This window comes from Desertivirga arenae (genome assembly GCF_017355785.1).
GTDB classification, from domain to species: Bacteria; Bacteroidota; Bacteroidia; order Sphingobacteriales; family Sphingobacteriaceae; genus Desertivirga; species Desertivirga arenae.
The window spans coordinates 504,299-517,335 of the sequence record NZ_JAFEWE010000001.1; the positions used below are offsets into that span (position 1 = coordinate 504,299).

The window sequence follows — 13,037 nt, forward strand, 5'->3', positions numbered from 1 at the left end:
ATGGAGGACTTTCGATTATTGATAGCCTACAGCCTGCAATTGAAACAATTCCGCATAACGGCCATTTTGTTCAAGTAGTTCAGCATGACTTCCCATTTCAACTATCTCACCATTGTCAAGTACTAAAATTCTGTCGGCCATGCGGACCGTTGAGAATCTATGCGAAATAAGTACGGCCATTTTACCCTTAGTTAATTCGGTAAAGCGCTCAAAAACCTGGAATTCCGCCCTGGCATCCAATGCAGAAGTAGGCTCGTCCAAAATGACTAACTGAGCATTCCGCATGTAGGCTCTTGCGATCGCTACTTTTTGCCATTCCCCTCCAGACAATTCAACGCCTTCAGCAAATCGTTTACCCAGCATTTGTTCATATCCGTCCGGTAACTTTTTTACCAGTTCATCAGCCAGACTCTCTTCCGCGGATCTTCTAACTAATTCTTCATTAGATTTTTCCCTTATATTCCCTGTCGCAATGTTCTGTGAAAAAGTCATTTGATAGCGTAGGAAGTCCTGAAAGATTATACCGATATGTTGTCGCAGATCATTAAGATCATATTCCTTAAGATCATACCCGTCAAGGAATATCCTCCCTTCCGTCGGATCATATAATCTGGCCAATAGTTTAACCAGCGTACTTTTTCCGGCCCCATTTTCACCAACTAGTGCCAGCTTTTCATCCGGACGTAGAGTGAAATTCAAATTGCGGTTGGCCCAGCGTTGGCTGTTATGGTAGCGAAACCCTACATTCTCAAACCTAAAGCCTTCATTTATGGGATTAGGAAACGGTCGCGGTTTATCCGTATTATGGATCCTGGGTTGTATTTCGAAGAATTCAAAGAAATCTGCCAGATAAATAGCACCCTGAGATACACTGGTAAACCTTCCCAATACGTTTTCCAATAAACTCCGCAGCTGCCTGAATGAACCTGCCAGAAAAGTAAGTTCACCAATAGTAAGTTTCCCCCGGACCGTGTTGTAGATTATAAAGGCATAAGCACTGTAATAGCCAAGGCTTCCTAATAGAGCAAAGAGAGTTCCCCAAACCGAACGCTTTATAGCTATCTGCTTGTTTTCCGCGTAAAATTTATCAGACAGAACCTTGAAGCGTTCAATGATAAACCCGGAAAGGCTGAACATCTTAATTTCCTTGGCGGTATCATCGCTCGCACCAATGTATCTTAAATAATCGAGTTCGCGGCGTTGAGGGGTTTGTCTGCGGCTTAATGCATAACTTTGGTCATTAAAATACCACTCACCCATAAAAGCTGGCAGGATAGCTAGGATAAGCAATAGAATTAACCAGGCATTGAAGACAAACAGTCCTACCCCAAGAAATCCCATCGTGATGAAGTCTTGCAGCTGACTCATCACCTGCGATAGCAGTACGGTACGGCCGTTAGTTTGCTGGCGCGCCCGTTCCAGCTTATCATAAAACAAAGCATCTTCAAACTGATCCAGATCCAGGGTACCTGCATGCTCCATTATCCTAACGGAGGTATGATTTGCAAATAAGTCGCCTAATAGGCTATCCATCAGAGAAATGGCACGGGTAAGAGCATCAGACAAGATAGCCAACCCAAACTCCAACGCGATTAGCTTCCAGAGATAAATCTCGGAAAATGAGACTTGAGTACGAGTAAGTAGTACTACCTGATCAATAATTAATTTGCCTATGTAAAGCAAAAGGAAAGGAATCGATGCTTTAACAAAACGCAAAAGGATATTGGCAAGCATGATCCCCGATCCCGACCTCCACACGAGTTTGAAAAAAACAGGCAGGTTGCGCAATGCGTGTAAACGAGCTTTAATGGTGGGGTGTGAAGGACTTCTGTTCGCTCTGGCCATTGTAAAGACAAATAAAAACATTTGCTCTTTGTTTTTCTGCCTTCACAAAAATTCTTTATTACTCCGGATCAAATTCTACGATCCATTCAATACCGTATTTGTCTCTGAAACAGCCAAAGTATGAACCCCAGGGACTATCACCAATAGGAGCTTCTATTTGTCCATCAACCGAAAGTCCATCAAATAATCTATCGGCTTCTTCCTTACTTTCAGTACTGATCACAATCTTACTTCTGTTCTCATTTTCGTTTGTTTTTCCAAGGATCTCCGGGACATCGTTTCCCATCAACCTGTTACCTCTGCCGATAGGTAAAGAGATATGCATAATTTTATTCTCTTCCTTCTCTGCCACCTGAAACCCGGTGCTCGCCAAATCTTTAAAACGCATAACTTTTGCAAACTCTCCGCCAAATACCGATCTGTAAAAGATAAATGCTTCTTCAGCATTACCATTGAAATTAATGTGAGGATTGATTGTTGCCATGTTGATTGATTTAAATTTAAAGTTCAAAACTACAATTCCCGGATAAAACAAACAGGGTGTGATCACGACCAAAGAGAGGCAGTTTCTGCCAAAATCCACTTTCCTTTAACAAAAAGTTAATGATTTTATCGTCCGTTTCTTCCTCAACAAACATACATAGGATAACTGTCGTATTGCTGTTGCCTACTAAATATCTACGAGATCTAGGTGTACAGGTTGAACAAATATAGACTGCCTATTTGAAGCAAAAAAGGCTTAATAACCCTCTTGCCGGCTTTTGCGAGAATTTTCTTGATTTTGCGAGAATTTGCGAAATGAGTAGTACTTTGTTGTGGAATTGTTCGAGGATACCCCCCTATTTGTTGTGAAAACAGGGGGTGTTTCCACAATAAACTCACAAGAGGGTACCAATGTGGTACGAACAAGGCAGCCTTAACCTCCGGCCTCCTATCTAAGATTATTAGCCTTGTGGCATTTTACTCATGTCCATATAAATAGCACTCCACCTATGCCCGTCGAGATCCGTAAAACCGCAGCCGTACATCCAACCCTGACTTTCTCCCGGATTTCCATAGATCGTTCCTCCTGCATTCTTAACTTTTTCGGCAAGCTCGTCTATCTCCTGAGGGCTTTCAGCATCAATGGAAAACAAAACCGAGGCAGCTTCCCTGGTATCAGCTACAGGAAGCTGACTAAAACCCTGGAAAACTGATTCTGAAAATAGCATCAGAACTGTTTTTTTTCCTCCAACAAAAAGACTGGCCATCTGTGGCGTTTCCTGAAATCTTGTATTGTGTTCAAATCCAATCGATGTATAAAATTCCCTGGCCTTCTGTACGTCTTTCACAGGGAGATTTAGCCATAATTCCTTAATCATAACGGTTTTGTTTTATTTACTACAAAGTTAATACAGCAGGAGATACCGGGTAGGGCATACTTGCGACGTATTAAGGGCCAATCACGACAAGAATTGTTCGAAAAATTCAGAGGAGCTTATCTTGATGCTAATTGATTTCGTGGAGCTTCTTAAACCTACCATTAGGATCTACCTCAACGTAGGCATCTTCTTCCTCCAAAACCTGGGCATCGTTCATAGTTCTGGCTACACCAGCAATAAAAAGTATTGTAAAGATTGTGAGCGTTAAAAGGATCAACATAGCTAGAGTTTCATTAGTTAGTATGATTGCAATAACGCTATTAATTCAGCCCATGTCAATACGAGACATAACTTTTAGGAAAATATCATCCTTAAACTAAACTCGTTAATACCATTACCAGAATATTAAAGAATCTTTAAATATCCATTAATTATCAACGCTTTATCATTGCAAATTTGACATCCTGTCCCAGCTGCAGCCTGCCTCATATTAGAATTTGAAGTGGGGTAAAAAGGGGAAATTATGTGGCGAATTCGAAAAAAATTTAAATCATTTGCCTATGAACTTCTGAGAAATATTCCCACTGCTTGATTAGGTGTAAGTATAGATATTAACAAATTGCAGCCTATTGCTTGTAAATTTTTCCATCGATCTTTATCTCTTTCCAACCGGCTTGTAAGCCTAAGCCCTTGATGTATGTGATGGAATGAGGATGCCCTTTTAAATTTGGATGATACACCATGTCAAAGCTAAAAGTAATTTTAGTTGGTGTTTTTTCAATTACAGTTACTTTGTAATCGTTATAACTTTGGTCTCCTAATGTTTGAAAGCTTTCACCTTGATTTGCACCAAACCTTGCTTTTATGTATTCAGTATCGGGAAAACGAGGTGAGCTTGAAATCAGATTATTATTTTCATCTATCCGTAAGTAATCTTCTGTAATCACATCCCCTCCCGTTATCCCCGACATCTGATAGAATAATTTTCCATTAATCCTTACAGTGTCTTTGATTTCAACAAAGTTTTCACCATTAGTTCTCCAATAATTACCTATCTGCAAAGGCATAAAGGAATCAGATTCCGGAGTTAACGGACTTTGATAAACATCTTTCTGACAAGAGGCGAATGCTGACGCAGCAATAGCAAGTAAGATATAAATGCGTTTCATGTGTAGCGTATTTATATCATTACGGATTATGAGGTTGAGTTGTAACAAGCAGAGTATAATATTCTTTCTCCCTCTACCCTCACCCGAGCTTGATGAGTTCTCCATTAGTTCTTCATGGGAATTCGATGGGTTATTGATGGGTTACCACCCATGGTAGAATCTTGCAAGTACCATGGAAAACTCATGGAGAGTAAAAGCGGTATAAGAAAAAGCCATGCTGAAAACGTTAATCTTTTACCATTTCCACATTAACAACCACTTTAACAAATCTAAATCAAACAGTAGATTTTTTTAAAAAGGTGTTAAAACATCTAAATTTTAACTAACACAATTTCAATCATTTCTTGCTCGTGTTAAAATTCATGACTTTTCTGTGTCTTTTATTTTCTTTAGGTTAAATAGCTTTGCCCAAACCAAAATTAATATCATGAAAAAACTATTATTAATTGCTGCAATGGCTGTAGCATCTTTTACAGCATCGGCACAAGTTGAATCACAAAAAACCAAGTTCGGAGTAGCATTTGAAGCAGGTATCCCATCTGGTGATGCAGGAGATGCTTATAGTCTTGCTATTGGTGGATCTGTTTTCGTAGAGAAACCAGTTGCTGCTTCTTTCGCAGTTACAGGATCTGCTGGTTACACTAGCTGGTCTCCAAAAAAAGAATTCAAAGACTTTTTTGATAGCTACGGAGTTATCCCTGTTAAAGCTGGAGCAAAATACTATTTCGGAAAAAATTTCTATGGACAAGGAGAATTAGGTGCTGCATTTGGAACTAATGACGGCGCTAAGACAGGTTTTATCTGGGCTCCTGGTGTAGGTATCTCATATCCTGTTTCAGACAAAACAGATTTTGATGCAGGCGTACGTTACGAAAGCTTTTCAGTTGAAGAGTTTAACATGGGTCAAATCGCTTTCCGTGTAGCATTGAAATTCTAAGAGACTCTTAATGTTTTAGTTTATAAAAGCTCCCTAATTGGGGGCTTTTTTTGTCTTTACATAACTGCTCTAAAATGAGTCAGATTTCCCTCAGTTCTTAGTCTGTAATCGAGCCTCCTGAGCGAAGGATGACTGAACGAGAACTGAACAAGAGGTATCCTAAATCTGCATTTCAAATAAATTTATGACTTCTCCATGCTATTGCACGCAATGCCATTAATTCAAATGCATTTTCTTAAACTCAAGGGGCTTTAAACCTGTCTGCTTCTTGAATAAGCGGGTAAAATACGAGCTGTTTTCAAACCCTAACTGATAAGCAACTTCGGCTACACCCTGTTGCCCTTCACGCAGCAAATTCTTCGCTTCACTAATTAATGAAATATGGATCAAGTCTATTGCTGTTTTTCCCGTTTCCTGTTTCAGTAAATCGCTCAGGTACCTCGGAGAGACATAAAGACTCTCAGCTAAATAATTTACGGATGGTAGTCCCTGCTTTTGTAAAAGCCCCTTGCGGTAATAATCATGAAGAACTTCGTGAAAGCGGGTGGTTGTTTTACCAGATACCTCAGTGCGGTTAATGAATTGCCGTTTGTAATAACGTTGTGCGTACATCAATACAGATGCTATGTGCCCTAGGATAATATCGCGACTATATTCATCGGGGTTGTTCTCATATTCCAGCTTAATCTTGTCGTGCAACTCCCAAATCACGGTTTCTTCCTTTGGCGACAAATGCAGGGCTTCGTTCACCTCATAATCAAAGTACCCGTATTTCTGCATGGCTTTATGAAGCTCATGTCCGCTCAGGTAATCTTCATGAATAAGGATCATAAAGCCTTTTTCTTCAAATTCCAGGTTTTTAAGTTGGATAATCTGCCTGGGTTTAACAAACATCATCGACCCGTTTGTATGATCGTATTCTGTACGTCCATATAGTATCACCCCTGACTTAAGCTTTTTGAATCCGATCATGTAACAATCTGATGTGAATTCTCGATCACCAAGGGGACAGTCTCGCTGGCATCCCAATACACTGAAAAGAGGATGTTCAGGCGGTGCCCAGCCATTGGCTTTATGAATTTCTGCGAGTGTACTATAGTGTTTCATAACGGAATTTTGTATTTATAGCCGCATCTGCTGTTGATCCTAATTAGATCGTTCTGCGAAGATACGTTTTGACTAAATTTCTCCTATTTATAATTATCAATAGAGCATTAGAACGATCTCACCTTGACGTATTTGCGAGACCGTTCAGTATACTGTTATTAACCATGTGCTGCTACCGCTACATCTTCCCAGGCTTTCCAGGTATCTAACTTTTCTTTGTATATGCGCTCGGTTTTGCTTAAACCTATCTTCCCCAGGAAAAGGCGCAATGGCGGATTCTCTGTATCAATTAGCTTCAAGATAGCAGATACTGTTGCCTCAGGTTTGCCGTAGTCGTCAGGCTGTAATCCTTCTGCAGTAGCAAGACCTGCCTTAATGTTGTCATAAGCAGGGATAGCCTTGCTTTGCACTGCCGATGCTCCACCGAAATCAGTATTATAGCCGTTAGGCTCAACAAGCGTAACCTTAATTCCAAATCCAGAGACTTCTGATGCCAGGGCTTCTGTAAATCCTTCCACTGCAAATTTCGTGGCATTGTAGATCCCTAAAGTAGGCAACGACCATACCCCTAAAACACTAGATAATTGGATAATGTGACCATTGCGTTGTTTACGAAAAATAGGCAAAGCGGCTTGAGTAACCCACAAGGTGCCAAAAACATTTGCGTTGAACACGTCCTTGATTTCTTGTTCTCCAGCTTCTTCGACTGCTCCAAAAACTCCGTATCCTGCGTTGTTGATCACTACATCAAGGCTACCAAAATGCTGATAGGCCTGATTTACCGCTTTGATACTTGCTTCACGGTCTGTAATGTCTAAAGCTATCGGTAAAAAGCTCTCCCCGTATTTATCAGCCAGGTCTTGCAATCCGCTTATGGTACGTGATGTAGCAGCTACTTTGTCGCCACGTTTTAAAAAGGCTTCCGCCCAAAGTTTACCAAATCCTTTTGATGCACCTGTAATAAAAATTGTCTTGCTCATGATTGAAATATTCTTGTTGTTTTTGATATTTCAAAGGTGGCTCAATTCTCCTCGGATAAATATCCCGTTTGTCGGGAAGAATAGCACAAAAATACGTTGGAGGGAAATAAAGATATTGAGATGGGAGGTGATGGGTTATGGGAGAGTTACGTCCAGATGTAAACTATCAGCAACTACTTCCATTCTGCAGTTTTAAACCAACGGACAAATTTCATGAATCGGGTAAAGATGTAATAGGTTAGCCATAAACATAGTATAAGAGAAAGTGCTGAGGCTATGGTTACTTGAACTAGAGGCATAGTAACAAGGCCTTGAGATGTGCGATATGAAATTAAAATGCAAAGTATTCCGAAAAGAATAAAAAATGCCAGGCTGCTTAATATTAGCGAAGCTAAAAGACATAAAAGCATTCGGATTAGTAAAAGAAAAAAGCTTCCAGTCTTCTTATACATGCTAATGTTTGATATTTCTTAACGGTGGTAAAACACCAATACGAGAAATGGATATAACCTTAACTTGATAATTTAGAGAATAAGATCCACATAGGAGTAATCTAATTAATATTACTAATGCTTTTCCCGGACCTCTAAATCTGATTTTGGATCTGTAACTTTTTGCGGATGAAGCTTTTGCTGAATAACACTTAAAATACTAGCCAGCAGGAACGTTAGAATTAGCAGCGTTCCGGCTTTCTTATATCCCGCATCGTCTTTTCCCCTTAAACCCGCTATCAGGTACCAGAATGTGGCAAGTATTCCCAACAGGATAACCAGTAGTTTTAATATTGAAATTACCATCGTTTTATGATTAGCTAAGGTGATAAGTTTTAAGAACAATCTTACAACTTTTTTGAAAGAGATTTGGGTCTTTACTGTAGTTAAATCAAGGTTTAAAAACAGTCACTCTGCAGCGATTAAAAGCTAAAACAGCATAAGCGCTACTGAGCATTTATGCTGTTTTTGAAAATAGGAAAGAGTGTTTATTAATTTATTGGATCTGCTGCAGGAAAATCAAGGGGAATTTCGGTTGCATAAACGTAATTATCAGGTATCCATAACATGATTAGCCGACCAGTTCAACTAAAGCTCCTTCATCATACAGAGAAGCTATGGAATTTCGTGAAAACTACGTGATTTTAAAGTGTTACAACCACTTTCCCTACTGTTCGTCCGCTTTCAACTTGTGTATGTGCTGCGGCCATTTCTTCGAAAGGATAAGTACCGGAAACATGGGCTTTTAAAATGCCTTTTTCCAACAGCCCGCCAATTCTTTGCATGTCGGTACCGCTTGATTGTACCAGGATGAAATAACCATTCACATCTTTGGCCTTAGCCTTTTCAGTTACTGCTTCATTCAATCCTGTTGGTATACTAATAACAGTGCCTCCCCTTTTTGTAACCAATAGCGACTTGTCTATAGTATCACCACCAACGCCGTCCAGCACGAAGTCGAACTCTTCAGGATGAGTTGACCAATCATAAGTTGTATAGTCGATATGTTCATCAGCACCTAGCTGCAGAATAAAATCTTTGTTCCTGGCTGAAGACGTGCCGGTAACCTGGGCCCCCAAGTGTTTAGCCAGTTGAACAGCAAAATGACCAACACCTCCCGCAGCTGCATGAACCAGTACTTTTTGCCCGGCCTGCACATTGGCATTGTGTATAAGGGCTTGTAAGGCGGTTAAGGCAGCAAGGGTCGCAGCTGCGGCTTCTTCATGCGAAAAGTTTGCTGGCTTGATAGCAAGATGCGACGCAGGTGCAACTACGAACTCGGCGTAAGATTTACCATGGCCCGGGAAATTTACCATCCCAAAAACTTCGTCGCCTGGTTTGAATTGTTCTGATTTTGATTCTGCAACTACACCAGAAATATCCCAACCGAGTATTAACGGTGTTTGATCTTTAATGCGACCATACACACCTTTACCTGTACGAGTTTTTATATCTACCGGATTGATGCTGATAGCTTTTACTTTTACAAGGACCTCCCCTGCTTGAATTGATGGTATTGCTATTTCCTGAATCTGCAACTGGCTTACCTCGCCAGGATTATTTAAAACGATTGCTTTCATAATTTCATCTTTTTAATGAAGCAAAATTATACTTGCTAGATTTAATTTAATTGGTATAAATTTGCCATAAATCAGTATAAATATGAAGCGCGAAGATCTACATGAACCGTTTTCGATTGAGTACATAACTCTTGATGAAGGCTCGCGGGACGGACATAAGCACAGCTTTTTCGAATTAGTTTATATTGTAGAAGGAACAGGGATCCAATGCATTAACAAAAGTCAGTTTGCCTATCATCCCGGTCATATGTTCCTGATCACGCCAGAAGATTGCCACTCGTTCGAAGTTATAACAACTACAACTTTCTTCTATTTGCGATTCAATGACATCTACATCAGGGAGTCGGGGATTTTAACAAGTAATGTCCAGAAACTAGAATTTATTCTGCAGAACGCCAATCACAAACCAGGCTGCATTTTGAAGAACATAGTTGACAAACAAGTGGTGAAGCCGCTGGTTGAGGCAATCATCCGGGAATATGAAACACGCGACATTTATAACCAGGAACTGATCCAACAGTATGTTAATACGATGATTGTGCTGGTGGCCCGCAACATTGCTAAGTTTCTTCATCTGGAGCTTTCAGATAATACCGACCAAAGGGCTGCCAACATTTTAAATTTCATACAAGCTAATATCTACCATCCTGAAAAACTACGTGCAGAGTACTTATGCAAGCATTTCAACGTATCTATTAATTACCTGGGCAAGTATTTTAAACAGCATACCGGCAGTACTTTACAGAAGTATATTACGCAATACCGGCAAACTCTGATCGAGCACCGCTTACTACATAGTGATAAAAGGCTTGGCGAAATTGTTAATGAATTCGGCTTTACCGATGAAAGTCACCTGAACAAGTTTTTCAGGAATAACAAAGGAATAAGTCCCAAGACCTTCAGGGTTCAGAACTCTTTGAGAGTTGCAGCAATGGGGAGGTGATGGAATTATATAAAGTCTTCCAGCATATATAATTGCAAATTTTGTATAATGATTTCACTGTTGTAAGAGAATGTATAAGCTAATCTTTTGAACAGGTTATTCTGGGTCTCTCTGATGCTTCAAACTTTGGTTTGTAAGCCACTTGTATTTCTGCTACCTCAAATAGTCTGATTTGATTATCCATAATATTATGAATTGATTATGGAGCAGCAGCAAGCGTATGGCTAGATTATACGCAAAAGGAAACGGAATAAATGGACATGTGAGCGTTGAACTAAGGGTTTATGCTGTAGTCTTTTGCAGAGTATATTTAGACACTACTTAAATTTGTGAGATGATTAATAAATAATAATTCATCTAGATCTTATCATATTGGACAAAAAAATCAAACATCAAAAACCCATCCTGTTGCTTAACCTCCCAGGTAGTCAATGAATTACTTTCAACATCAGTATAGGACTGCTCTATAAATTCTACTATTTGCCCAATAACCAGATAATAGCATACATATTTTTTTGTTGCTTGTCCATGGTTTTAGGCTGTAAGTTGATACTGAAAATCTATAAAGCTACAAACTTGTGATTGTGACAGATTTATATTAGGATAACTGCAAAGGTTCTACCGGATTGCATTTTCTTGTAATTCCCTAAATAAGTACAGGATTGATCGATGGCAGAGAATCAGCATTATAGAGATTTAAGCTCTCTTACTAGGTTAATTCTAGCCTGTTCTTCAAATCTATGGTGGAAGTAATCCGTTTTATAAATCTTGGCCATTTGCAAGAAGTGTTTCAAGACCTTTTTCCTACCAGGATAATAAATACCATCTGAAAAGATGGAGTATTCTGAGCGTATATTTTGGTAATAAGCAGAATAACTATCCCAATCCGAGCCTAGTATTGATAAGTCAGCATCAGTAAAAAGGTTAGTGTCGCTATCTGAACTGGTGAGATGACCTTTGGTTGCTAATATTTGCTTTTTACACTTGTAAATCCTTTCGTCTACTAGCCCTATCCTTCTTAAACGTTCTGCTGCAAACTCAGCACTCTGTTCTTCATTTTTATCAGATGATGGATCATAAATAACATCGTGATAAATGATAGAGAAGACCATCAAATCAAAATCTTCAATAAGCTCCTTTACACCATTGAGTAGAGAGAAGAGATTGTCTAGATGACCGAGATTGTGATAATATCTGTTAGAGTTTTTATAAGCAAGTTCAATCTCTGACCAAAGTTCATGCATTAAGCTTTCATCGTCTGAATAGCTTGATGTCATAGATAGGAATACTTCTTTGATGTTATTCACTAATCATCAAGTTAAAGGTGAATTAGTTTGTTTTTTATAAGTACTAAAGCTTTCTGGATTCAAGCCAACTTAAACAATCAGCTTTTACAAAAGCTCCTGCTAAATAAGGAGTATTTCTTCAATCTTATCGTCAATTCTAGCTGAAGTAAAGAATTTCTAATATTGTTTATCTAATATAGGTATTGGTATCAGTAAAACAAGAAACCCCAAGCTGATTAAGCCAAATCCAATAGATCCTTCTTCAACCGAAGATTAATGGTTTTATAAGACGCATGTTTCTTTCTAGCTTGCTTGCATTTTCATCCCAGTCCTCCTCCCTCAAGGAAATTCCTGTTGAGCCATTTGTTTTCTTTCTCTTGTAGCAGAGCAAGTAATTTAAAGGGTAAATGCAGTCTTTCTTGGGTCTTCTTCGGTCTAAAAATAGTTTAATTGAAACCATGAGCTTTGTTCCTTATGGGCACTTTGCGTCGGTTTGTGCATGAATTTCATATGCAATTGTAGTAGAAATCGAAGCTAGTGAAACTATATGAGCGAATTAAGAATAATGCATGTGCATGCAGTTTGCCTGCACTCTTCAAACTTTTTTACTTTTCCTCTTGCAAATACTCATTCAATTCCTCATACTTGCAATCTCTTAAATGGGGGATTAGCTCAGCTGGCTAGAGCGCTTGCATGGCATGCAAGAGGTCATCGGTTCGACTCCGATATTCTCCACCAAAACCACTGCCCTTCTTGTTCCGAAGGGCTTTTTTAATGGGAGTTTAGCTCAGCTGGTTTAGAGCACTACCTCGACAAGGTAGGGGTCACTGGTTCGAACCCAGTAATTCCCACATATATTTCTACTAATTTCCTACCTGAACATAAGCGCATCACCTACTTTATACAATTCTAAAGATTTTATTTCCATTTACGTTTTTTTGTAAACCTGTAAAAACATTTCCCATCCTCCATCCCTTAATAAATTTTAGTTGATAAATTGTTTTGGACTGGCGAACCCACCAGTAATTGGTATGGCTGGTGGGTTATTTATTTTTATCTTTGCATTGATGAGCGCAGAACTACAGGAACTAAAAGATTTTTTCAATTCAGTTGAATTACCTAAAGGAAAATTTAGTGTAAAGCCGGGGGAGTACATTGAAGATGCTTACACTTGTATCGAAACCGCTTTCACTACACTCGAAATCCATCATTCCAATACTTCTTTTGCCGGTTACTGGGAACGGCTTCACCGAATCAAAGCTTATATAGAGGAAAATCAGCAGCAGGCTGGTTAAATGGCTAACAAAAGCGCCCTTTAACGTCAATCAACTCTCCTTT

Annotated in this window: 13 protein-coding genes and 2 tRNA genes; 5 read left to right on the plus strand and 10 right to left on the minus strand. The window is 39.3% G+C overall.

Features of this window, described 5'->3' with window-relative positions; all coding sequences use genetic code 11:
• Nucleotides 1-15: 15 nt before the first annotated feature.
• The 5 genes from J4N24_RS01925 to J4N24_RS01945 form a co-directional block, all read right to left on the minus strand.
• Entirely contained in the window at nt 16-1,845 is a 1,830-nt protein-coding gene (locus J4N24_RS01925) for an ABC transporter ATP-binding protein (RefSeq protein ID WP_207531946.1), read from the minus strand.
• 58 nt (nt 1,846-1,903) lie between these two features.
• On the minus strand, nt 1,904-2,329 hold the full coding sequence (locus J4N24_RS01930) for a VOC family protein (protein WP_207531947.1): 426 nt from the start codon (nt 2,327-2,329) through the stop codon (nt 1,904-1,906).
• 460 nt (nt 2,330-2,789) lie between these two features.
• Nucleotides 2,790-3,206 (minus strand): VOC family protein, encoded by a 417-nt coding sequence (locus J4N24_RS01935; RefSeq protein WP_207531948.1) that lies wholly within the window; start codon nt 3,204-3,206, stop codon nt 2,790-2,792.
• A 127-nt stretch (nt 3,207-3,333) separates the two neighbouring features.
• Nucleotides 3,334-3,486, minus strand: coding sequence for a hypothetical protein (locus tag J4N24_RS01940; RefSeq protein ID WP_207531949.1), 153 nt, complete (start codon nt 3,484-3,486; stop codon nt 3,334-3,336).
• A gap of 346 nt (nt 3,487-3,832) precedes the next feature.
• On the minus strand, nt 3,833-4,375 hold the full coding sequence (locus J4N24_RS01945; protein WP_207531950.1) for a hypothetical protein: 543 nt from the start codon (nt 4,373-4,375) through the stop codon (nt 3,833-3,835).
• Between the two features lie 427 nt (nt 4,376-4,802).
• Between J4N24_RS01945 and J4N24_RS01950 the strand changes: the two genes are divergently transcribed.
• Entirely contained in the window at nt 4,803-5,312 is a 510-nt protein-coding gene (locus J4N24_RS01950; protein WP_207531951.1) for an outer membrane beta-barrel protein, read from the plus strand.
• Nucleotides 5,313-5,528: 216 nt separating this feature from the next.
• On the opposite strand, the gene J4N24_RS01955 is transcribed toward J4N24_RS01950, so the two are convergent.
• From J4N24_RS01955 to J4N24_RS01970, 4 genes are all read right to left on the minus strand, one after another.
• Nucleotides 5,529-6,419, minus strand: coding sequence for a helix-turn-helix domain-containing protein (locus tag J4N24_RS01955; protein WP_207531952.1), 891 nt, complete (start codon nt 6,417-6,419; stop codon nt 5,529-5,531).
• A 158-nt stretch (nt 6,420-6,577) separates the two neighbouring features.
• Entirely contained in the window at nt 6,578-7,399 is an 822-nt protein-coding gene (locus tag J4N24_RS01960) for an SDR family NAD(P)-dependent oxidoreductase (RefSeq protein WP_207531953.1), read from the minus strand.
• Nucleotides 7,400-7,965: 566 nt separating this feature from the next.
• Entirely contained in the window at nt 7,966-8,196 is a 231-nt protein-coding gene (locus tag J4N24_RS01965) for a hypothetical protein (RefSeq protein ID WP_207531954.1), read from the minus strand.
• A gap of 338 nt (nt 8,197-8,534) precedes the next feature.
• Nucleotides 8,535-9,470 carry an NADP-dependent oxidoreductase gene (locus J4N24_RS01970; RefSeq protein ID WP_207531955.1) on the minus strand — a complete coding sequence of 312 codons (936 nt, stop codon included), beginning with the start codon at nt 9,468-9,470 and terminating at the stop codon, nt 8,535-8,537.
• A gap of 82 nt (nt 9,471-9,552) precedes the next feature.
• On the opposite strand from J4N24_RS01970, the gene J4N24_RS01975 reads away from it, so the two are divergent.
• Complete coding sequence (locus J4N24_RS01975; RefSeq protein ID WP_207531956.1) at nt 9,553-10,413, plus strand: helix-turn-helix domain-containing protein; 861 nt, start codon at nt 9,553-9,555, stop codon at nt 10,411-10,413.
• A gap of 686 nt (nt 10,414-11,099) precedes the next feature.
• On the opposite strand, the gene J4N24_RS01980 is transcribed toward J4N24_RS01975, so the two are convergent.
• A complete protein-coding gene (locus tag J4N24_RS01980; RefSeq protein WP_207531957.1) occupies nt 11,100-11,720 on the minus strand; it encodes an HD domain-containing protein in 621 nt (206 codons plus the stop codon).
• Between the two features lie 640 nt (nt 11,721-12,360).
• Between J4N24_RS01980 and J4N24_RS01985 the strand changes: the two genes are divergently transcribed.
• From J4N24_RS01985 to J4N24_RS01995, 3 genes are all read left to right on the plus strand, one after another.
• Nucleotides 12,361-12,437: transfer RNA gene (locus J4N24_RS01985), tRNA-Ala, on the plus strand.
• Between the two features lie 38 nt (nt 12,438-12,475).
• Nucleotides 12,476-12,550 (plus strand) — tRNA-Val (locus J4N24_RS01990).
• Nucleotides 12,551-12,766: 216 nt separating this feature from the next.
• Entirely contained in the window at nt 12,767-12,994 is a 228-nt protein-coding gene (locus tag J4N24_RS01995; RefSeq protein ID WP_207531958.1) for a DUF6965 family protein, read from the plus strand.
• Nucleotides 12,995-13,037: the final 43 nt, after the last annotated feature.

What these genes read in the sequence shown, in the direction of transcription:
- J4N24_RS01965 (WP_207531954.1), bottom strand. Translation starts at nt 8,196, where the DNA reads ATGGTAATTTCAATATTAAAACTACTGGTTATCCTGTTGGGAATACTT.
- J4N24_RS01940 (WP_207531949.1), bottom strand. Translation starts at nt 3,486, where the DNA reads ATGTTGATCCTTTTAACGCTCACAATCTTTACAATACTTTTTATTGCT.
- J4N24_RS01945 (WP_207531950.1), bottom strand. Translation starts at nt 4,375, where the DNA reads ATGAAACGCATTTATATCTTACTTGCTATTGCTGCGTCAGCATTCGCC.
- J4N24_RS01950 (WP_207531951.1), top strand. Translation starts at nt 4,803, where the DNA reads ATGAAAAAACTATTATTAATTGCTGCAATGGCTGTAGCATCTTTTACA.
- J4N24_RS01970 (WP_207531955.1), bottom strand. Translation starts at nt 9,470, where the DNA reads ATGAAAGCAATCGTTTTAAATAATCCTGGCGAGGTAAGCCAGTTGCAG.
- J4N24_RS01975 (WP_207531956.1), top strand. Translation starts at nt 9,553, where the DNA reads ATGAAGCGCGAAGATCTACATGAACCGTTTTCGATTGAGTACATAACT.
- J4N24_RS01925 (WP_207531946.1), bottom strand. Translation starts at nt 1,845, where the DNA reads ATGGCCAGAGCGAACAGAAGTCCTTCACACCCCACCATTAAAGCTCGT.
- J4N24_RS01935 (WP_207531948.1), bottom strand. Translation starts at nt 3,206, where the DNA reads ATGATTAAGGAATTATGGCTAAATCTCCCTGTGAAAGACGTACAGAAG.
- J4N24_RS01930 (WP_207531947.1), bottom strand. Translation starts at nt 2,329, where the DNA reads ATGGCAACAATCAATCCTCACATTAATTTCAATGGTAATGCTGAAGAA.
- J4N24_RS01960 (WP_207531953.1), bottom strand. Translation starts at nt 7,399, where the DNA reads ATGAGCAAGACAATTTTTATTACAGGTGCATCAAAAGGATTTGGTAAA.
- J4N24_RS01995 (WP_207531958.1), top strand. Translation starts at nt 12,767, where the DNA reads ATGAGCGCAGAACTACAGGAACTAAAAGATTTTTTCAATTCAGTTGAA.
- J4N24_RS01955 (WP_207531952.1), bottom strand. Translation starts at nt 6,419, where the DNA reads ATGAAACACTATAGTACACTCGCAGAAATTCATAAAGCCAATGGCTGG.